20 protein-coding genes are annotated in these 19,138 nt (G+C 65.5%); 16 read left to right on the top strand and 4 right to left on the bottom strand.

Going from position 1 to position 19,138, the window contains the following annotated elements:
* Positions 1 to 4: 4 nt before the first annotated feature.
* From ABRP28_RS10860 to ABRP28_RS10815, 10 genes are all read left to right on the top strand, one after another.
* Positions 5 to 1,189 (top strand): glutamate--cysteine ligase, encoded by a 1,185-nt coding sequence (locus ABRP28_RS10860; protein ID WP_350002721.1) that lies wholly within the window; start codon positions 5 to 7, stop codon positions 1,187 to 1,189.
* A 172-nt stretch (positions 1,190 to 1,361) separates the two neighbouring features.
* Entirely contained in the window at positions 1,362 to 2,723 is a 1,362-nt protein-coding gene (locus tag ABRP28_RS10855; RefSeq protein ID WP_350002720.1) for a hemolysin family protein, read from the top strand.
* Positions 2,716 to 3,756 carry a hemolysin family protein gene (locus tag ABRP28_RS10850; RefSeq protein ID WP_350002719.1) on the top strand — a complete coding sequence of 347 codons (1,041 nt, stop codon included), beginning with the start codon at positions 2,716 to 2,718 and terminating at the stop codon, positions 3,754 to 3,756. Before ABRP28_RS10855 ends, ABRP28_RS10850 begins: the two co-directional genes overlap by 8 nt.
* A gap of 156 nt (positions 3,757 to 3,912) precedes the next feature.
* Positions 3,913 to 5,196 carry an MFS transporter gene (locus tag ABRP28_RS10845; RefSeq protein ID WP_350002718.1) on the top strand — a complete coding sequence of 428 codons (1,284 nt, stop codon included), beginning with the start codon at positions 3,913 to 3,915 and terminating at the stop codon, positions 5,194 to 5,196.
* On the top strand, positions 5,156 to 5,533 hold the full coding sequence (locus ABRP28_RS10840; protein ID WP_231456970.1) for a helix-turn-helix transcriptional regulator: 378 nt from the start codon (positions 5,156 to 5,158) through the stop codon (positions 5,531 to 5,533). Before ABRP28_RS10845 ends, ABRP28_RS10840 begins: the two co-directional genes overlap by 41 nt.
* A 129-nt stretch (positions 5,534 to 5,662) precedes the next feature.
* On the top strand, positions 5,663 to 5,839 hold the full coding sequence (locus ABRP28_RS10835) for a CsbD family protein (RefSeq protein ID WP_350002717.1): 177 nt from the start codon (positions 5,663 to 5,665) through the stop codon (positions 5,837 to 5,839).
* Between the two features lie 107 nt (positions 5,840 to 5,946).
* On the top strand, positions 5,947 to 7,263 hold the full coding sequence (locus tag ABRP28_RS10830) for a DUF2254 domain-containing protein (protein ID WP_350002716.1): 1,317 nt from the start codon (positions 5,947 to 5,949) through the stop codon (positions 7,261 to 7,263).
* A 167-nt stretch (positions 7,264 to 7,430) separates the two neighbouring features.
* On the top strand, positions 7,431 to 7,697 hold the full coding sequence (locus ABRP28_RS10825; RefSeq protein ID WP_350002715.1) for a phage DNA packaging protein J: 267 nt from the start codon (positions 7,431 to 7,433) through the stop codon (positions 7,695 to 7,697).
* A gap of 23 nt (positions 7,698 to 7,720) precedes the next feature.
* A complete protein-coding gene (locus ABRP28_RS10820) occupies positions 7,721 to 8,128 on the top strand; it encodes a four-helix bundle copper-binding protein (protein WP_350002714.1) in 408 nt (135 codons plus the stop codon).
* Positions 8,129 to 8,143: 15 nt separating this feature from the next.
* Positions 8,144 to 8,383 (top strand): hypothetical protein, encoded by a 240-nt coding sequence (locus tag ABRP28_RS10815; protein WP_350002713.1) that lies wholly within the window; start codon positions 8,144 to 8,146, stop codon positions 8,381 to 8,383.
* Positions 8,384 to 8,473: 90 nt separating this feature from the next.
* Here ABRP28_RS10815 and ABRP28_RS10810 read toward each other — a convergent pair whose 3' ends face one another.
* Positions 8,474 to 8,854 (bottom strand): MerR family transcriptional regulator, encoded by a 381-nt coding sequence (locus tag ABRP28_RS10810; protein WP_350002712.1) that lies wholly within the window; start codon positions 8,852 to 8,854, stop codon positions 8,474 to 8,476.
* A gap of 177 nt (positions 8,855 to 9,031) precedes the next feature.
* Between ABRP28_RS10810 and ABRP28_RS10805 the strand changes: the two genes are divergently transcribed.
* Positions 9,032 to 10,555, top strand: coding sequence for a SulP family inorganic anion transporter (locus ABRP28_RS10805; RefSeq protein WP_350002711.1), 1,524 nt, complete (start codon positions 9,032 to 9,034; stop codon positions 10,553 to 10,555).
* 30 nt (positions 10,556 to 10,585) lie between these two features.
* Here the strand turns inward: ABRP28_RS10805 and ABRP28_RS10800 are convergent, their stop codons facing one another.
* From ABRP28_RS10800 to ABRP28_RS10790, 3 genes are all read right to left on the bottom strand, one after another.
* Positions 10,586 to 11,278, bottom strand: coding sequence for a TrkA family potassium uptake protein (locus ABRP28_RS10800; protein ID WP_231457899.1), 693 nt, complete (start codon positions 11,276 to 11,278; stop codon positions 10,586 to 10,588).
* Positions 11,271 to 12,626: a TrkH family potassium uptake protein gene (locus ABRP28_RS10795; RefSeq protein WP_374152842.1), complete on the bottom strand. Its 1,356-nt coding sequence runs from the start codon at positions 12,624 to 12,626 to the stop codon at positions 11,271 to 11,273. The genes ABRP28_RS10800 and ABRP28_RS10795 overlap by 8 nt, the downstream gene beginning before the upstream one ends.
* A gap of 492 nt (positions 12,627 to 13,118) precedes the next feature.
* On the bottom strand, positions 13,119 to 13,265 hold the full coding sequence (locus ABRP28_RS10790) for a hypothetical protein (protein ID WP_350002709.1): 147 nt from the start codon (positions 13,263 to 13,265) through the stop codon (positions 13,119 to 13,121).
* 191 nt (positions 13,266 to 13,456) lie between these two features.
* Here ABRP28_RS10790 and ABRP28_RS10785 point away from each other — a divergent pair, with 191 nt between their 5' ends.
* The 5 genes from ABRP28_RS10785 to ABRP28_RS10765 all read left to right on the top strand — a co-directional run bounded on the left by ABRP28_RS10785 (position 13,457) and on the right by ABRP28_RS10765 (position 19,115).
* On the top strand, positions 13,457 to 13,822 hold the full coding sequence (locus ABRP28_RS10785; RefSeq protein ID WP_231457207.1) for a cupin domain-containing protein: 366 nt from the start codon (positions 13,457 to 13,459) through the stop codon (positions 13,820 to 13,822).
* A 104-nt stretch (positions 13,823 to 13,926) separates the two neighbouring features.
* Entirely contained in the window at positions 13,927 to 14,865 is a 939-nt protein-coding gene (locus tag ABRP28_RS10780) for an alpha/beta hydrolase (RefSeq protein ID WP_350002708.1), read from the top strand.
* A gap of 109 nt (positions 14,866 to 14,974) precedes the next feature.
* Positions 14,975 to 16,210 (top strand): DUF1611 domain-containing protein, encoded by a 1,236-nt coding sequence (locus tag ABRP28_RS10775; RefSeq protein ID WP_350002707.1) that lies wholly within the window; start codon positions 14,975 to 14,977, stop codon positions 16,208 to 16,210.
* Between the two features lie 5 nt (positions 16,211 to 16,215).
* Positions 16,216 to 17,997, top strand: a complete 1,782-nt coding sequence (locus ABRP28_RS10770) for an ABC transporter ATP-binding protein (RefSeq protein ID WP_350002706.1) — start codon at positions 16,216 to 16,218, stop codon at positions 17,995 to 17,997.
* Complete coding sequence (locus tag ABRP28_RS10765; RefSeq protein WP_350002705.1) at positions 17,997 to 19,115, top strand: CapA family protein; 1,119 nt, start codon at positions 17,997 to 17,999, stop codon at positions 19,113 to 19,115. Before ABRP28_RS10770 ends, ABRP28_RS10765 begins: the two co-directional genes overlap by 1 nt.
* The last annotated feature ends 23 nt before the right edge of the window (positions 19,116 to 19,138 follow it).

The raw sequence follows: 19,138 nt of genomic DNA, 5'->3' as shown, positions 1-19,138 counted from the left end.
GGCGATGGCCAGCTTGGGCAATGACGGCACAGGCACCGGCACGGGCAATGACGGCACCGGCACCGGCAGCGAGAGCGGCGACCGGCAGGTCCGGACGTTCGGGATCGAGGAGGAGCTCCTCCTCGTTGATCCGGGCACGGGTGAGGCGGTGCCCATGGCCCGCGGACTATTGGACCTGTACGTCCGTCCCATGGATTCCAGCAAGGGCCCTGTGCTCACGGCCGAGTTCCAGCAGGAAATGATCGAGGTGGTTTCGCCGCCTCATCCCACCATGGATACGCTGAAGGCAGACATTGTCGCGGGACGCGCCATCGCGGACCGGGCGGCCCGGGATGTGGGGGTGCGCGCCGCTGCCTTGGGAACGTCGCCGATGCCCTGCGATCCGCATCCCGTCCAACTTCGCCGCTTCGCTGCCATGGCAGAGGAGTATGGGCTCACCGCACGGGAACAGCTCACCTGCGGCTGCCACATCCACGTTTCGGTGGAATCAGCGGAAGAGGCGGTGGCCGTCCTGGACCGGATCCGGATCTGGCTGCCGGTGCTGACCGCGCTGAGCGCCAACTCGCCCTTCTGGCATGGCGAGGACACCGGGTATGCGAGCTACCGTTCGCAGGTCTGGAACCGCTGGCCGTCCGCCGGTCCGCTGGAGATCCTCGGTTCACCCGAGGTGTACCACCAGCTCGTGCATGACATGGTGAGTACCGGCGTGGCGCTTGACGAGGGGATGATCTACTTCGACGCCCGGCTCTCCCGGCACTATCCCACCGTGGAATTCCGGGTCCCGGACGTGTGCCTGCGCCCGGAAAACACGGTGCTTCTTGCCGGGCTCGCGCGGGCACTGGTGGACACTGCCGCCCGGGAATGGCGCGAGGGGATCGAGCCGCTGGGCGTGCCTTCAGCGCTGCTGCGGCTGGCGGGGTGGAAGGCGGGCCGCTGGGGACTGCGCGGGGAACTTCTCGATCCGTACACGTCGCGCCCGGCCCCGGCGCTCGCCGTCGTCAATTCCCTCCTGATCCACATCCACGAAGCACTGGCGGGCACCGGGGACCTGGCGCCGGTGGAAAAGCTGGTCGATGACCTGCTGCGGGCCGGCACCGGCGCAACGCGGCAGCTCGAGGTGCTGCACCGCACCGGCGGCCTCAGGGATGTGGTGCAGGACGCCGTCGAGTGCACGGTGGGGAACGCCTGAACTGTCCGCCCGGCGGGGGCGGCAGGGCGGTCTGCTGTGGGCGTACAGGCACGATCGCACGCATCCTGTGCCCGTAGGATGGAATACATTATGGATGACCCTCCTTCACATATGCCCAAGCCCCTCCGCCTTCTGACCGGTTCGCCGGCCACCACGGGAGAGGGGCGCCTCAATGTATGAATGGATCATGCTCGGTATTGGCCTCGTCCTGACGGTTGGTACCGGTTTCTTTGTCGCTTCCGAGTTCGCGCTGGTCAACCTGGACCGCAATGACCTCGAAGCCCGCCAGGAGCGCGGCGAAAAGCGCCTCAAGCCCACCATCAAAGCACTGAAGATCACCTCGACGCACCTCTCGAGTGCGCAGCTGGGCATTACCCTGACCACGCTGCTCACGGGTTACACGTTCGAGCCGGCAATCAGCTCCCTCTTGCGTGGCCCCCTGCTCTCGACCGGCCTCCCCGAAGCTGTTGTGCCTGGTATCGGTGCAGTTGTTGGCATCTTCATCGCCACTGTCTTTTCCATGGTGATCGGCGAGCTGGTGCCCAAGAACTTCGCCCTGGCGCTTCCCCTGGCCACGGCCAAGTTCGTGGTCCCGTTCCAGGCTCTCTTCACCACCGTGTTCAAGCCCGTGATCCTGCTGTTCAACAACACGGCCAACAAGATCATCCGGTCCTTCGGCATCGAGCCGAAGGAAGAACTCTCCGGCGCCCGCAGTGCCGAGGAACTCAGCTCCCTGGTCCGCCGGTCAGCCCTCGAAGGTCTCCTGGACGCCGACCATGCCGTACTGCTGCACCGGACACTCCGGTTCTCGGAGCACTCCGCCGCCGACGTCATGACTCCCCGCGTGCGGATGACGGCAGTCAACGCTGACGACACGGCCGAAGAGATCGTGGCACTGGCAACCACCACCGGGTACTCCCGCTTTCCCGTCATCGGCGAGGACCGCGACGACGTGCAGGGCGTGCTCCACGTGAAGCAGGCCTTCGCCGTGGACCTGGCAGACCGGTCACGCGTACTCGCCTCGGAGCTGATGATCGAGCCGCTCCGGGTGCCTGAGTCCATGGGAGTGGATACGCTCCTGGTCCTGCTGCGGAAGCAGGGGCTGCAGGTGGCCATCGTCTCCGATGAGCACGGAGGTACCGCCGGCATCGTGACGCTGGAGGACCTGGTGGAGGAGATCGTCGGCGAGCTTGAAGACGAACACGACCGCGCGCGCACCGGCGTGGTGCGGACCGGGCGGTCCATCACCTTTGACGCGTCGCTGCGGCCCGACGAACTGCTGGACCGGACAGGCATCACCGTGCCCGACGGCGAGGAGTACGACACCCTGGCCGGGTTTGTCACGGACCAGCTGGACCGTATCCCGGAGCTGGGAGATGAAGTAGGGATCGACGGCGGCACGCTCCGGGTGGAGCGTGTCCTGGGTACGCACGTGGAGCGGATCCGGTTCACCCCCTACGCCTCGGAGGACGCGCCGAAGAGCGCCCATGACCGCATTATCGATGGCCTGACGCAGGAGCTGACCCATGAGTGAATACCTTCCCGGCATCATCTGGCTGGTGGTGCTCCTGGTGGTCAACGCCTTCTTCGTCGGTGCCGAGTTTGCCGTTATTTCCGCGCGCCGCTCGCAGATCGAGCCAAAAGCCGAGGCCGGCAGCAAGGCCGCCAAGACCACCCTGTGGGCCATGGAGCATGCCACGCTGATGCTGGCCACCAGCCAGCTGGGCATCACCGTCTGTTCCCTGGTGATCCTGAACGTCTCCGAACCTGCCATCCACCACCTGCTGGAAATCCCGCTGGGCCTGACATCCCTCTCCTACGAGGCGATCAGTATCATTGCCTTCATTACGGCGCTCCTGCTGGTCACCTTCCTGCACGTGGTGCTGGGGGAGATGGTCCCCAAGAACATCTCCTTCTCCGTCCCAACCCGGGCAGCCCTCATCCTGGCCCCGCCGCTGGTGATGGTCTCGCGCGTGGTCAGGCCGGTGATCTGGACGCTGAACGGCATCGCGAACTCCATCCTTCGCCTGTTCAAGGTGGAACCCAAGGATGAGGCCACCAGTGCCTACACCCTGGATGAGGTGGCCAGCATCGTGGAGCAGTCCACCCGGGACGGCATGCTGACAGACACCACCGGAACCCTGAGCGCCGCCTTCGAGTTCACGGCCAAGACCGTGGCGGACGTTGAAGTTCCCATCTCCGAGATGGTTCTCCTGCCGGAGTCCGCCACGCCGGCTGACATTCAGCGCGCGGTGGCCGGGCACGGGTTCTCCCGGTACATCCTCACCAATGACGACGGCGAGCCCTCCGGATACCTGCACCTCAAGGACGTCATGGACCTGACCACGCAGGAGAAGTTCACCCAGCGGGTGCCGGCGAAGCGGATCCGCCGCCTCGCCTCCGCCTACAGCGGCAGCGAGCTCGAGGACGCCCTGGCCGCGATGCGCCGCACGGGCGCCCACGTTGCCAGGGTGTTCGATGCGCACGGCAACACCACCGGCGTCCTGTTCCTGGAGGACATCATCGAGGAACTGGTGGGCGAGGTCCAGGACGCCACCAGCGCCTGACCCTCCCTGCTGCAGCCACGGCACCACAAGCCGGGAAGGCGCCGCCCCTACACGGGGCGGCGCCTTCCGCCATTTTGGCCTTATGTGATCTGACGGAGCAGCGGGTACTCTAATGAGTGCATATACGTGCACCTATGCACTTAAGGGGTGGGCTGGATGATCTCCGTTCTGCGGAACGCAACGTACCGGAGGCTTTTCGCTGCCCAGGTTGTGGCGCTGATCGGCACGGGCCTGCTGACGGTGGCCCTGGGGCTGCTGGCCTACGACCTGGCCGGCAGCAACGCCGGCGCCGTGCTGGGAACGGCACTGACCATCAAGATGCTTGCCTATGTGGGCCTGGCGCCGGTCATCAATGCCCTGGTGGCGCGCTGGCCGAAGAAGCCGGTCCTGATCGGTGCCGACCTGGTGCGCGCGGCGATGGCCCTGTCCCTGCCGTTCATCACCGAAGCCTGGCAGATCTACGTGGTGATCTTCCTGCTGCAGTCCGCCTCCGCCACGTTCACCCCGGCGTTCCAGTCGCTGATCCCCACCATCCTCACGGACGAGCGGGACTACACACGGGCGTTGTCCCTCTCCCGGCTGGCCTATGACATGGAGGCGCTGGCAAGTCCTGCGCTGGCGGCGCTGCTGCTGACCGTCATGAGCTACAACAAGGTGTTCCTTGGCACCGTGGCCGGGTTCCTGGTCTCGGCCTTCATGGTGGCCAGCTCGGTCCTGCCGGCAGTCTCCGCCGCTGAGGCACCGCAATCCCCGCTCTGGCACCGGACCACCCTTGGTGCCAGGATCTTCTGGCGGAACCGGCGGCTCCGGTCGCTGCTGGCACTGAACCTGGTGGTGGCAGCGCCCACCGCCCTGGTGCTGGTGAACACCGTGGTCTATGTCCGCGATGTGCTGCAGCGGCCGGATGCGGACCTTGCCGTAGCGCTGGCCTGCTTCGGCGTGGGATCCATGGCCGTGGCCCTGTCCGCCCCGCGGGTGCTGGAACGCCTGGGTGACCGGACGGTGATGCTCAGCGGGGCCGCCGTCGTTCCCTTTGCCATGGCGGGCGCCGCCTCCATGACGTGGGCCGCGCCGGACAGCGGGTGGTGGCTGCTGCTTCTCCTGTGGTTCCTGCTGGGCGCGGCGAACTCCACGATCCTCACGCCGTCGTCGAGGTTGCTGCGGGAAGCCTCAACGGAGGAAACCCGGCCGTATGTTTTTACGGCCCAGTTCTCGCTCTCGCACGCCTGCTACATCCTGGCCTATCCGCTGGCGGGCTGGGTGGGAGCGGCGGCCGGTTTGGGCTGGGCCGCAGCGGGGCTGACAATTGTTGCGATGATAGGCAGTGCAGGAGCATTCCTGTCCTGGCCCCGGCATGAGGCCGCGGGAGCCATGGGCCGTGCAGGGGAGGAACAGAAGAGTGACCAGCCAGCCCCGCAGCGAAGCCGTCCCCGCCGCTGACGTCCCGTCCCTGGTCCATCAGGTAACACCGGGCCCCGAGTTGTTGGAAGCAGCGTCCGCAACCTTGCGGATGCTGGCTGAACCCACGCGCCTGAACCTGCTCTGGCAACTGGCGCAGGGCCCCAAAACCGTAACGGAGCTGACGGCAGCCGTAGGAGTGCCGCGGACCGTGGCGAGCCAGCACTTGGCCAAACTGCGGCTCAGCGGGCTGGTGGACACCCGCAAGGACGGCCGCCACGTCATTTACTCCCTGCATGACGGGCACCTGGTGCGGCTGATCCGGGAAACCATCAACCACGCGGACCACCGCATCACGGGCGAACCCAGCCACGGCTAGGGCTGTCGGGGAGGTCCGCGCCGCAGCTCACCGCCCACAATGATCAGCACCCTTAGTGATTTGTGGTTACGATGGGAAGGTAAGCCGCTGGCGGCACGCCGGCGGGAGCCGACCGTAGGGAGCAACACCATGGGTTTGGACGACAAGATTGGCAACGCAGCCGAGAAGCTTGGCGGCAAGGGTAAGGAAGCCGCGGGCGAAGCAACCGGCGACGATCGCCTGAGGGCCGAAGGCCAGAACGACCAGGCCAAGGGCGACCTGAAGCAGGCCGGCGAAAAGGTCAAGGACGCTTTCAAGCAGGACTGACTTCCGGTCCACATGCACAGGGTGCGGTTCCACTGGAGCCGCACCCTTTGCTCTTCACAGGTCCGGTCCGGCCGGCCGCATGTCACGGAACAGGGGATCAGTTGCCCATGAACACCCGCAGTGCGCACTGGATCGATGCCCTGCGGACACAGCTGTGGCCGCTTCCGGTGCTGGCTGTTGCCCTTGCTGTCCTTCTGGGCATGGCGTTGCCTGCGCTTGACTCAGCCGTCGACGGCGAACTGCCGGACAGCGTGACCGTTTTCCTCTTCAGCGGGGGACCGGAGGCTGCGCGGGCCGTCCTGCAGGCCATTTCTGGTTCGCTCATCACTGTCACCTCGCTGACCTTTTCACTCACCGTGGTAACCCTCCAGCTGGCCAGCAGCCAGTTCTCACCCCGGCTGCTCCGGACTTTTACCTCGGACCGGTTCGTCCACGGAACGCTTGCCCTGTTCCTGGCCGCGTTCGCCTTCGCCCTGACGGTCCTGCGCAGCGTGCGGGATGAGGGCAGCGGCAATGCAGCTTTCGTCCCCGAGATCTCGGTGACGGTCGCCTTTGTGCTGGCCATTGCCAGCGTGGTTGGCCTGGTGCTCTTCCTGGCGCACCTTACGCGGGAAATCCGGGTGGAAACCATGCTGCGCAGGGTCAACGCGGAAACCCGGGAGACCATCGCCCGCGTCTTTCCGCAGGACCGTCCCGCACGCGGCCCGGAGCCGCTTCCGGCGCCCGGCAGTTTTCCCATCCTTGCCGCTTCGTCAGGGTTCCTGACCTCCTATGACGAAAGAGCCCTCCTGGAGGCCGCCCAAAATGCCGGTGCCGTTGTCCGCATCGACCGGGAAGCTGGCAGCTCCCTGGTAAAAGGCGTGCCCTTTGCCACTGCCTGGCCCGTGGCGCCGGGAGCAACACTCAGCGCCGAAGCCCGGGAGAAGCTGGCTGGAGACATCAACGCCGCCGTGGCAACCGGATTTGAACGGACCAACGTCCAGGACGTCGGGTTCGGGTTCCGGCAACTCGTGGATGTTGCGGCACGGGCTCTCTCCCCAGGCATCAACGATCCCACCACGGCAGTGCACGTCGTGGGGCACCTTTCGGCGCTCCTGTGCGGGCTGGCGGAGCGGGATCCGGGCCCTGAGCAGATGGTGGACGACGACGGTCGGGTCAGGGTGGTGCTTTCACTCCCCGGGCTCCCGGAACTCCTTAGCGTGGCGATGGACCAGCCCCGGCACTACGGCGCCGCGGACCCTGCCGTCGCAGCCCGCCTCCTCCGGCTCCTCCAGGAGCTTGCGTGGTGCGACCGGAAGGGCCGGTACCGGGCGGAGATCGCGGACCACCTTGGCCGGATGCGCAACGCCATCGGCTCGGCCCGCTATTCAACGCCGGAACGGAAAACCCTGATGGACCTGGCTGACTCAGTCCACGGGGGATAGGGTCATTGCCGGGGCGGCCTCCTACACCTCCGGCAGCCGCTACGCCCTGGTTCCCGGCCACGGCCCCGTGCAGTCAGCAGCCGAACAGGACGCGGCGGAAGTCCCGGCGCAGGCGGAAACATCGGCCGGTCCGGCAGAACCTGCAGCAACCGCCCAGCACTCCGTCCATGTCATCCACGAGGCCGGCCCGTCCGCAGAGCCTGCGGGGCTGGAGAGGGAAGGCGAGCGGAGCAAGGCCCCCCGCGGCGAACCGGTGCCCGTGCGCACCGGGGCCGTGGACCCGCCGTCGCTCATCCAGCGGCTGCCCGGGGGGACCTTGCATTCCGCCGGTGATGTGCCGCGGGAGCCTGAATTGCCCGCGCTCAGGGTCGTGGACCTTTCCATCAGCAGGACGTAGAACCGGTTCGCCGCTCCACGCCATCAAGACCTGCTGAAAGAACCTGGAAAAGAGATACCAATGACTTATGTACAGTCCATACTGGACGCCTACCCCAAGGACGTGGCGGGCGTCGACAAAGCCAAGCTCGCCGAATGCATCCAGGCGTGCTTCGACTGCGCCCAGACGTGCACCGCCTGCGCCGACGCATGCCTGAACGAGGATATGGTCGCCGAGCTCACCAAGTGCATCCGCACCAACCTCGACTGCGTAGACATCTGCGCCGCCACCGGAAAGATCCTCTCCCGCCACGGTAACTACGACGTCGGCATCACCCGGGCAGTGCTCGAAGCGTGCCGCACCGCCTGCCGTGCCTGCGCCGAGGAATGCGGCCAGCACGCCTCCATGCACCGGCACTGCGAGGTGTGTGCCGAGGCCTGCCGCCGCTGTGAGCAGGCCTGCGCCGACCTCCTGGCCTCGCTGGACTAGGCGGGGGTGGAAGCCATGGCACCTTCACAGATTCCGCCTGCGGTTCGCCGCCCCGGGCGCAGGGGACCGGCCCGTGCCAGGCGCGCGGAGGACCCGCAGCTGCGGCGGATGCTGGCCACGCACATCCACTGCGGTGAGCCGATGCGCCTGGTCAGTGCAGGGCCGCCGGCAGGGGCACGGCAGGAAAATTACGACGGCGGCCCGCTCACTTACCGGTGCGCCTGCGGGTTCAGCTTCGATCACAGCGAGGGCTGACAGGCCCGGATCCAACGGCAGGGTTGTCCTTGGCGCTTATTGGGGGCGCCGAGGGCAGCCCGGCCATGGACGTACCCGCCGAAACCTTGGTCAGTCCCGGCCGCCGAGCCTTGCGATGAGTTCGTCGGCCTGGGCCAGGTTGCGGGCCATTTTGGCGCGCTCAGCCATTGCCTTCTCCAGGTACGCTGCGAGTTTGGCCTGCCTGTCACCAGCGGTACCCGAGTCCTGCTGCGAGAAGAGCTCCAGGATGTCCGCCATTTCCTCCAGTGAGAACCCCAGCGGCTTCATCTGCTTGATCACCATGAGGCGTTCAAAGTCGTCCTCGGAGTAAACCCTGAAACCGCCATCGGTGCGGGCCGTGGCTGGAAGCAGCCCCACGTCGTCGTAATGGCGGATGGTGCGCAGGGACAAACCTGTCCGCTCCGCCAGCTCGCCGATATGCATGGTGGAAGTTCCGGTTCGTGCTGTCATGCGTGGGCCTCCGTAATGTCCGCGTGCAACTCTACCATCACGTTAGGGTAGAGTTGTGTGCGGTTGGTGAGCCGCCTGAGCGGGCTCCCGGCATCCCGGCGCGAGGTTGCGCCCCTTCATTCTTCGAAAGAGCGAGGGCGTCCCTATGCGTCTTCCTGACCATGAACGGAGCCAGCAATGGCCGTCAAAACCGCCGGGGAAGCCCCCGCCTACACTCCGGAACAGCTGCAGTCTGTCCGGGAAACCCTCAAGTCGCCCCGAAGGCTTAAGACCGAGGTCCTTGCGGGACTGGTTGTTGCCCTGGCCCTGATCCCGGAAGCGATCGCCTTCTCGATCATCGCCGGCGTGGATCCGCGGCTGGGCCTGTTCGCCTCCTTCACCATGGCCGTCACCATCGCCTTCGTGGGCGGCCGGCCGGCCATGATCTCCGCGGCCACCGGCGCGGTCGCCCTGGTGATCGCCCCACTGGTGAAGTCCCACGGCGTGGACTACTTCATTGCCGCCGTCATCCTGGGCGGCATCTTCCAGGTCATCCTGGGCCTCTCCGGGGTGGCGAAGCTGATGCGCTTCATTCCGCGCTCGGTGATGGTGGGCTTCGTGAACGCCCTGGCCATCCTGATCTTCATGTCCCAGGTTCCCGAACTGCTCGGCGTCCCCTGGCTCGTGTACCCGCTGGCGGCGCTTGCCCTGGTGATCGTGTTCGGGCTGCCGAAACTGACCAACGCGGTGCCCGCCCCGCTGGTGGCCATCGTGGTCCTCACCCTCATCACCGTCCTGGCATCCATCGCAGTCCCCACCGTGGGTGACAAAGGCGAGCTGCCGGAATCCCTGCCGTCGCTGTTCATTCCCAACGTTCCGTTCACCCTGGAAACCCTCCAGGTCATCTTCCCCTTCGGCCTGGCCGTGGCGTTTGTGGGGCTCCTCGAGTCGCTCATGACCGCCAAGCTGGTGGATGACATCACCGATACCCGCTCCCACAAGAGCCGCGAGGCCTGGGGCCAGGGCGTTGCCAACATCGTCACCGGCTTCACCGGCGGGATGGGCGGCTGCGCCATGATCGGCCAGACCATGATCAACGTCAAAGCCTCCGGCGCCCGCACCCGGATCTCCACCTTCCTGGCCGGCGTCTTCCTGCTGATCCTGGTGGCGGCGCTCGGAGGCGTGGTCTCGGTCATCCCCATGGCCGCCCTGGTTGCGGTGATGATCTTCGTTTCCTGGGCCACGTTCGACTGGCACAGCATCCACCCCCGCACGCTGAAGATGATGCCCAAGAGCGAAACGCTGGTGATGGTGGCCACGGTCATCGTCACGGTGGCCACGCACAACCTGGCCATCGGCGTCGGCGTTGGCGTGCTGGTGGCGATGGTGATGTTCGCCCGCCGGGTGGCCCACTTCGTGACCGTCGAACGCACCGTAACGAACGTGGAAGGCCACGAAACCGCCACCTACACGGTGAACGGCGAGCTGTTCTTCGCCTCGTCCAACGATCTCTACACCCAGTTCGAATACGCGCTGGACCCTGAGCAGGTGGTCATCGACATGCACGCCTCCCACCTCTGGGACGCCTCGACCATCGCAGCCCTGGACGCCATCACCGAAAAGTACCGACACCACGGCAAGGACGTGAAGATCATCGGCCTGAACGACGCCAGCACCACAATGCGCGAGCGGCTCGGCGGGAAGCTCGGCGCCGGGCACTAGGCAAGCCCAGAGGGCCTTCGGCCGAACGGTTCAGGGGCGGGTGCTGAACCGTTCGGCGAGGTTCTTGGGGCCCTGGACAATGATCTGGTCGTCGTCGTACAGCACGGTCTGGGCGGTGGTGTGCTGCCAGGTGCCGCCGGGCCTTTTGACCGCCACGATGGTGATCCCGTACTTGTCCCGCAGGCCCAGCACCCCCAGCGGCCGGTCCCGGGCGTCGGACGGCGGCTGGGTCCGGACCATCACAAAGTCGTCCTCGAATTCCACGTAGTCCAGGATGGCCCCGCGGACCAGGTGTGCCACGCGGCGGCCCATGTCGTGCTCGGGCCGGATGACGTGCTGCACCCCCAGCTGGGCCAGGATTTCCGCATGCGGCTCGCTGATGGCCTTGGCCCAGATTTCCGGGTGCTTGAAGGTAAGCAGCCGGGAGGTGGTGAGGATGCTCGCCTCCAGGTCGGAGCCGATGCCCACCACGGCCCGGTCGAACTCGTGGACGGACAACTGCCGCAGCACTTCTTCCTTGGTGGAGTCCGCACGGACCACATGGGCCAGCCGTCCGTTGTAGGACTGCACGATTTCCTCGCTGCTGTCGATTCCCAGTACCTCGGTGCCCTGTGCTTCGAGTTCCAGCGCCAGGGAGCCGCCGAACCGTCCCAGGCCGATCACGGCCACGGAATCGGGGTGCGCGGCGCGCTCGCCCCTGCGGGTGAAGATGTCCTTAGCCAATGAGGGGCCTTTCCTTCGGGTTTTCGTACAGTATGGGGCGCTTCCGCAGGGCCAGCGCCGTGCCGAGCGTGACGGGGCCGAGCCGGCCGATGAACATGAGCAGGATCAGCACCACCTGCCCCGCCGGAGGCATCGCGGCCGTGATGCCGGTGGACAGGCCCACGGTGGCAAACGCGGACACCACCTCGAACAGGATGCGTTCCTGGCCGAAGTCGGTGATGAGCATCAGGAACATGGTGGACGCCGTCACCAGGGCGATGGCCAGCAGCACCACGGTGATGGCCTGGCGGTGTACAGCCCGGGAGAGGCGCTTGCCGAAGATGTTTACGGCGGTGTCCCCCCGGAGTTCCGTGGCCAGGATGAAGAACAGCACGGCGAAGGTGGTGATTTTCAGTCCGCCCGCGGTGCCGGCCGGGCCGCCGCCGATGAACATCAGGATGTCCATGCCCAGCCAGGAGACGGGGTGCATCTGGCTGATGTCAACGCTGTTGAACCCGGCGGTGCGGGTGATCACGGACTGGAAGAACCCGCCCAGGATGCGGTCCCCAGGGGGCAGGGCGCCCAGCGTGGCGGGATTGGTCCACTCTGCGGCCGTAAGGAACACGGTCCCGCCGGCCAGGAGAACGGCGCTGCCGGCAAGGACGATTTTGGTGTGCATGCTCCAGTAGACGGGCCGGCGGTACTGGCGGCGCAGCTCGAACAGGACCGGAAAACCCAGGCTGCCGATGATCACCGCGCCCGCAATGGGCAGGCACACCCATGGATCGCCCACAAACCCCATCAGGCTGTCCGAGTACAGCGCAAACCCAGCGTTGTTGAAGGCGGACACTGAGTGGAACACCCCGTGCCACAGGGCCTCGCCGGGCGTGTAGCCGTAGCCCAGCAGGAAGCGGAGCATCAGCACCAGCGCCAGGATGGCCTCAACAATGACGGTGATCACCAGGACGCCGACCAGGACGCGGCGCACATCGCCGAACCCCGTGCTTTTGGTCTCCGTGGCGGCCAGCATCCGTGACCGCAGTCCCAGCCGCCGGGCGGTCAGCACGCCCAGGAGCCCGCCGAAGGACATTACGCCGAACCCGCCCACCTGGATCAGCACCAGGATGACCGCATGCCCGAAGCCGGTCCAGAACACCGGGGTATCCACGGTGATGAGTCCGGTGACGCAGACTGAGGACGTTGCGGTGAACAGTGCTTCCAGCAGTGTGGCCGGCCGCGTGCCTGTGGTGGCGGCCGGCAGCATCAGGAGCGCTGTTCCCGCGGCGATGGCAAGGACGAAGCCCAGGACGATCAGCTGCGCAGGGTGCCGCGGAACCAGCTTCCCGGCAACCCGCCGGAGGGTGGACACCTGCTGCCCCTGGAGTTCCGCCAGGGAGCGTCTGTACCCGGCCAGGACGGCCCTTGGTTTTTTCCTCCGGCGCTGGGGGTGGGGGCTTCGCTGGTAAGCCTTCAGGTGCATAGGCGCCACGGTACCACCGCAGCCCGGCGCCGCCTGCCGGATGCAACGGACCTCACATCCTCCGGGGTCAGGCGCGCGTTCCTGCCAGGTTGGTCCGGGCGGGCTGGCCTCACGGGCCGGGACACGCCGTCGTCTGCAGCGCGCCGCAAGGGTGCCCCGGGAAGTAACCGGGGAGGAACGCACGACGGCGGCACCTCACCCAGGTGGGCAGCTTGAGCAGGGGCGCGCGTTCCTGCCCGGTTCGTCAGGGCGGACTGCCCTCCCGGGCCGGGACACGCCGTCGTTCGGGGCGCGCCGCAAGGGTGCCCCGGGAAGTAACCGGGCAGGAACGAACGACGGCGGCGCTCACCCCGGGCGGTCAAAGCAGGGAGTGGGCCTGGCCTAGACCCGCCGCTTCATCCAGCCCCAGACGGCGGTGGCAGCGAACAGCACCAGGCCGATCAGGGCCAGCCACAGCAGCCCCTCGATAACGAAGCCCAAGATGGACAGAACGAGCCAAATGATAAGCAGTGTGATGATGAGTCCCATGCCCGGAAGCCTAGCCGCGATGGCCGGTGACAGGGCATATTGACACGGCCCACCCGCGGGCGCACGCTGATAGCGCTGGGTGCCGGTGGCTGGCGGGCAGCGGATCCGCCGCAGGCCCGCCAACCGAAACCCGGAGCTGTCTGGGCGCTCCGGATGCATTGTTGCCACACCCCTCCTGTCAGGAGAACGAAATGACCGTAAACGCCCTGGAAGCGAAATCATTCGACCAGCCCGACGAAAAACGCCGTCCGCCAAAGACCCAGGTGGATGTGGTGAACCTCGGTGACACAACGCTGGGCAGGTTCACCTTTGAACCGGGCTGGCGGTGGTCCGAGACCGTCAAGACCGTGGTCAACACGGACACGTGCCAGGTGAACCATGTGGGGATCTGCGCCGCCGGGACACTGACCGTGGAAATGGCGGACGGATCGCGGGCCACGGTCAGCCCCGGCCACGCGTACACCATTCCGGCCGGCCACGACGCCTGGGTCGAAGGGGACGAGGCGTTCGTGGGCTACGAGGTCATGAGCGCGGCCACCTTCGCCAAGCCGGCCTGAGCCCGGCAGCTGTGCGCGTCCTTCCTAGGAGGGCTTCGGGGCAGCGGGATCCCACGGATGCCGCGCCCCGGAGGCCCCGCTCCCGGAAGAAGCCCCGGCGCCGGTTGCGGCGTTTTGGTATCGCCGTGCTGGTGGTGCTGGGGCTGCTTCTGGTGTCGACGGCGGTCAACGCGGCCATGGAGCGGGCGGAGAAATCCGGCACCCCTGCCTACGGCGAGCGCGTCCAGGTGGACGGCGGAGCCCTGAACGTCTGGCGAAGCGGGGGAGAGGGGCAGCCGATCGTCCTCCTGAGCGGACTGGGCACCGCGGCTCCCGGCCTCGACTTTGCGCCGCTGGCCCGTGAGCTGGACGGCTTCGACGTCATTGTTGTTGAGGGGTTTGGGTACGGGTACAGCGACATGGAAGGTCCTCCGCGGACCAACGAAAACATCAGCACCGAACTGCACGAAGTCCTGGCTAGGCTCCAGGTCAGGCAGCCGTACGTCCTGGCAGGGCACTCGATAGCCGGCTTCTACATGCTGGACTACGCCAACAGGTACCCTTCGGAACTGTCCGCGGTTGTGGGCATTGACGCCACCATACCGAAACCCGGGCCGGAGGCCGTTGACGAGCCCGAACCAGGCATCAGCTGGGAGCGTGCACTGGCCGTTACGGGGATAGTGCGGGCCGTGACGTTCCTGGCCCCTGGGCTGGTGGACCCGGAGGGTGGTGCCTACACAGAGGATGAGCTACAGCGCATGCGCCTGATGGCCAACTGGAATTTCGGCAATCCCGCCGTGGCGGACGAAACAGCCAGGATCGCGAACAACGCGGCAGCCTTGAGGGGAGTCACCTACCCCGGGGACCTGCCCGTCCTGGCCTTCATTGCCGACGAAAGCGCGGACTCCACAGCCACCAAGGTGTCATCAGCCCGGAACCTGCTGGACAACGTCAGCAGGCATCAGGTTGTCACCGTTGAGGGCGGGCACTACCTGCACCACACGCAGTCCGCACGGATGGCAGGGGAGATCCGGGCGTTCATGGGGAGCGGAATAGGTGAGTGAAGCTGCTTTAGGGGCTTTTCTTCCTGCTTCTTGCAAGTAATACCTAATCGCAAGTTCGGGTACCCCCTCCCCATTCCCCGCCAATTACTCCGGGCGTACGGTGCGAGTCATGAGAGCAGACCGAAGAGTGTGGGTCAAGCCGATCGACGCGCAGCGGGTCGCGAGGGCAAAAGCAGCGTTTACAACCCGTCGAGTAGTGCCGGAAGCCATAGCCTCCCTGGTCTCGGGCGCAGTCCGGCCCCGGTCCGGTGACCTGGTACTGGCTCGAATCGTGCAGTTGGGGCATCACCGTCATATTGAGCAGCCGAACGGACGCCGGGCGGTGTTGCACGACGACGACGAAATTATCGTCACGTATGGAGACAGGTACGCCACTGACCAATTTGAATCACAGGTGCCGGCAACACTGGCCAACGCCCAGCTGGTTGCTTCGGGGGGAATCGCCTCCGAGGTGCTGAGCCGGAGCACGGCGGTTAGGAGGGCGACGGAAATAGAGCCCCTGGGACTTCTGGGCGATGCCAAAGGCCGGCCGCTGAATATCCAGGACTTTTCGCTGCAGCCGGTGTCCCCGCAGGTGCCCCGGCCCCGGACCATCGCAGTCCTTGGAACAGCGATGAATTCAGGTAAGACAACAGCTGTCCACTGCCTGGTAAACGGATTCAGCAAAGCGGGCGTCCGGGTGGGGGCTACCAAAGCAACCGGGACGGGGTCCGGCAACGACTACTGGTGCATGCTGGATGCCGGCGCCCACATCATGCTGGATTTCACGGACGTCGGGTTGGCCTCGACGTACCGGCAGCCCATGAACGTGGTGGAGGCTAAATTTGGCGAACTGGTGGACCACCTCACGGATTCAGGCGCGGCCTTGAACCTTGTGGAGATCGCGGACGGCATCTACCAGCATGAAACCTCGCATTTGTTGGAGTCAGCGGTTTTTCGGGCGAATGTTGACGCCGTCATTTTCGCTGCTCCGGACGCCATGGGGGCAGTGGCCGGGGTCTCCCACCTGCAGAAGGTGGGACACGATGTCCTGGCTGTGACGGGCTTGCTAACGCGGTCGCCCCTGGCAATGCGGGAAGCGGCGGCAGCTACGGGACTCCCTGTGGTGACCCGGGACGAACTCGCGGACCCTGAATTTGCCGCCTCGATCCTTCACGTACCGGATATCCTGGCCAACGCCGCCACCGCGGGCACCGAGGCCGCCGGCACGGTGCAGCCAGCCACCGTCACAAGCGATGTCCTGATCGGACCCTTCGTCGCTACGCCTGAGTGGGCTGAACCCAAGCGGGGGTTCCTCGGATTCCCTCGACCAGCCACCCCCTCTGGCAGCCCGGATGCGTGGTAAAACCAGTGCCCGGCAAGAATAGGCTGTACCATATTCCGCCAGCCGCCTTCGCAAAAATCATTGTCATCGGCCTGGCCCAAGTCCTCACTTTGGTGGCTTACATCCTGCTGCTGCGCAGCATCGTGGATAACCTGGCACCGGTCACAGTTGGGGAAGCTGCGGACCTGCAGTGGCGCTGGGCGCTGGCCCAGGCCGCCCTCCTGGGGGCAGTGGCATTGGTCCACGGTTGGCTCCGGGCCCTCGGCTTCAACGTGGCCGAGACCGCAGGCTACAACGTGGTCCGGGACCTGCGGATGAAGATGTACAAACACTTGCAGGGCATGACTCCGCGGCAGTTCCAGGGCAGGGCCCGGGGCGGCCTGCTCCTGCGTTTCCTGGGTGACCTCTCGATGACCAGAATGTGGATCAGCCGTGGAGTACTCGGCGGAATGATTGCCGCCATGGTGCTGGTTGGCACACTCACTGTGCTCTTCTTCTTCAGCTTCTGGATGTCACTTGCAATCGTTGCGGCAATATCCGCCGGAGCAGCCGCGTCCCTGGTGGCCGGACAGCGCATGCGCCAGGCAACCCGTGTTATGCGTCGGCGCCGCTCGCTGGTAATGAGCAACCTGGACGAGCAGCTCAATGCCCAACGTGTTGTCCAGGTCTTTGGACGCTCTGCCGGGGAGTATGCCCGTCTTTCACATCAAAATGACGAGCTCACTCGTGCCCTCATCAGGGTCGCCCGCCTGCGGGGCTACCTCCGCGGCGTCGCAACCGCTTTCTCCCTGCTTGCGCTGGGCGCTGTCCTGGCCGCGGGTCTGTTCGAAGTCCGGCAGGGAACAGCAAGCATAGGAACAGTGATTGCCTTCATCGTTGTCACCAGGCAGCTTTCCAGCCCGGTGCGCACCCTCGGCCTGGCCCATGACTACTGGCACCGTGCCCAGGTGTCCGTCGGCAAGATCAACGAATACCTTCGCAGTTCCAGCCGGGACTTGGACAGCGATGGCCACGGTCCCCTGCAAGTCCGGCACGGCGTTATCGAGTTTTCCTCGGTAACGGTGAACGGTTCCCTCCATGACGTCAATTTGCGGGTCAAACCGGGAGAACTGGTTGCAGTGACAGGAGATGGTGGAAGCGGCAAATCATCCCTTCTCGGGCTGGTTTCAAGAACCATTGACCCTGACCAGGGCTGCATCATCGTTGACCGGCAGGTTCTGGCGAATACCTCTTTGCGATCTGCGGCTCAGTGGATAGGGTGCGTGGGCCCTGAACTTCCACTGATGCGCGGAACCTTGTGGCGGAACCTTACGTACGCCGCCCCCAGTGCTTCAGAAGAAGACGTCGAGCGGGTTCTGGCTGCCACCGGAGTGGACGGCATGCTTGCCGACCTCCCCTTTGGGCTGCAAACCTGGGTTTCCGAAGGCGGGCTCAACTTGTCGCGGAGCCAGCGGCAACGCATAGCACTTGCCAGGGCGCTGATGGGAAACCCTCCCATCCTGCTCCTCGATGAGCCAACCACCGGATTGGACGCCGCAGCGAAGCAGGTCTTCGCCACGATGCTTAAGAGATTCGACGGCACGGTTCTCCTGGCCACGCAGGATCCCCAGGAACTCGCTTTGGCGGACAGGATTGTGGTTTTGTCCAAGGGCACAATCGCCGAGGTGATATCCGGCGAAGAATTCCGGGACCGCATATGGCTGGAAAGCAACCTGCCAGCGCTCCCCGCACCGTCGCCCAGGGCAACCCAAGGCGGCACGGCCAAAGCAGCACTCAGTCAAGCTTCCGGCGCAGAAAGCGATGCCTGATGAAACCGACAACACGCGACAGGCTGCTCATGGTGACGGCCCTGGCTGTTTCGCTCGGCGGTACCGGCGCAATTGCAGCCAACTATGGAGGGAAACAGGCTCCGGAAGTGCAGGCCATTGAAGTGTGGGCCGGCAACGACGCCGAGGGAAAGTGGTCGGTCCAGTTCGTGGGGGACACCATGCTGGGCAACGGAGAAATCCGAACCTTGGACCCTCTTGCACTCGATGCTGCCTTGTCGGGGGTGGCGCCTCTCTTTGATGGAGACCTTGTCATCGCCAACGCAGAAGGCCCTATGACCTTCAGCGAGCAACCCTTGATCCCGGGAAAAGCGTTTTCGCACCGTGTGGCCCCGCAGGCGGCCTGGGCGTTATCCAAGGCGGGCGTGGACGCGATCAGCCTGGGCAACAACCATTCCATGGACATGGGGCTCATTGGACTTCAGGACACCATCAGGTATGCCCGCAATGCCGGAATGGCCAGTTTTGGCGCCGGGAACAACCTCGCTGAGGCTGAGCGCCCGTTGATGCTTCGGACCGAAGCAGGCACGATCGGTGTGGTGGCAATCGGTGAGAACTTCGGCAAGTTATCAAAAGCGGACGAAGTCAACCCCGGCACTGTGGTTTTTAGCCCGGAAGCGGTGCAGCGCGGGTATGACCTTGCCCGCGCTGCTGGGGCCGATTGGGTCATCGGGTACGTGCATTGGGGTGACAACTACACCGACACAACACCGCAGCAGCGGTACTGGGCGCAAGTGCTGGTTGACGCCGGATATGACGTGATCGTTGGGGCAGGATCCCACATCGCGGAGAAGATCGAATTTATCGGTGACGTCCCGGTGGCCTACGGCCTGGGCAACTTTGTCTTTGGTACGCGTGGCCGCTACGAGTCGTTTGGAAAGCAGGGAGTCGGGCTCATGCTCAGCCTGGAACTGAGCCCCAGCGCTCCTACCCAAATGGCAGTCAGGTGCGTTGTCACCGATAACCGCATCAACGGGTTCCTCACTCAGGCATGCACTGCCCCCCAAATGGTGGGCGTCATGTCGGAAATTAACCCGGCGCTCCAAATCCAGGGCGATGTAGCGAGGATGCCTTGCCGCTGCCTTGAGCCGCCGGAATGACGGGACCCCCTGCCATGCCAGGG

This window comes from Pseudarthrobacter sp. WHRI 8279, from assembly GCF_040224115.2.
Taxonomy (GTDB): domain Bacteria; phylum Actinomycetota; class Actinomycetes; order Actinomycetales; family Micrococcaceae; genus Arthrobacter.
This window is presented reverse-complemented; position numbering and strand designations above follow the sequence as displayed.

What these genes read in the sequence shown, in the direction of transcription:
- ABRP28_RS10765 (WP_350002705.1), top strand. Translation starts at nt 17,997, where the DNA reads ATGAAACCGACAACACGCGACAGGCTGCTCATGGTGACGGCCCTGGCT.
- ABRP28_RS10790 (WP_350002709.1), bottom strand. Translation starts at nt 13,265, where the DNA reads ATGGGACTCATCATCACACTGCTTATCATTTGGCTCGTTCTGTCCATC.
- ABRP28_RS10830 (WP_350002716.1), top strand. Translation starts at nt 5,947, where the DNA reads ATGAACACCCGCAGTGCGCACTGGATCGATGCCCTGCGGACACAGCTG.
- ABRP28_RS10775 (WP_350002707.1), top strand. Translation starts at nt 14,975, where the DNA reads ATGAGAGCAGACCGAAGAGTGTGGGTCAAGCCGATCGACGCGCAGCGG.
- ABRP28_RS10845 (WP_350002718.1), top strand. Translation starts at nt 3,913, where the DNA reads ATGATCTCCGTTCTGCGGAACGCAACGTACCGGAGGCTTTTCGCTGCC.
- ABRP28_RS10825 (WP_350002715.1), top strand. Translation starts at nt 7,431, where the DNA reads ATGTCATCCACGAGGCCGGCCCGTCCGCAGAGCCTGCGGGGCTGGAGA.
- ABRP28_RS10855 (WP_350002720.1), top strand. Translation starts at nt 1,362, where the DNA reads ATGTATGAATGGATCATGCTCGGTATTGGCCTCGTCCTGACGGTTGGT.
- ABRP28_RS10785 (WP_231457207.1), top strand. Translation starts at nt 13,457, where the DNA reads ATGACCGTAAACGCCCTGGAAGCGAAATCATTCGACCAGCCCGACGAA.
- ABRP28_RS10860 (WP_350002721.1), top strand. Translation starts at nt 5, where the DNA reads ATGGCCAGCTTGGGCAATGACGGCACAGGCACCGGCACGGGCAATGAC.
- ABRP28_RS10810 (WP_350002712.1), bottom strand. Translation starts at nt 8,854, where the DNA reads ATGACAGCACGAACCGGAACTTCCACCATGCATATCGGCGAGCTGGCG.
- ABRP28_RS10850 (WP_350002719.1), top strand. Translation starts at nt 2,716, where the DNA reads ATGAGTGAATACCTTCCCGGCATCATCTGGCTGGTGGTGCTCCTGGTG.
- ABRP28_RS10835 (WP_350002717.1), top strand. Translation starts at nt 5,663, where the DNA reads ATGGGTTTGGACGACAAGATTGGCAACGCAGCCGAGAAGCTTGGCGGC.
- ABRP28_RS10805 (WP_350002711.1), top strand. Translation starts at nt 9,032, where the DNA reads ATGGCCGTCAAAACCGCCGGGGAAGCCCCCGCCTACACTCCGGAACAG.
- ABRP28_RS10820 (WP_350002714.1), top strand. Translation starts at nt 7,721, where the DNA reads ATGACTTATGTACAGTCCATACTGGACGCCTACCCCAAGGACGTGGCG.
- ABRP28_RS10815 (WP_350002713.1), top strand. Translation starts at nt 8,144, where the DNA reads ATGGCACCTTCACAGATTCCGCCTGCGGTTCGCCGCCCCGGGCGCAGG.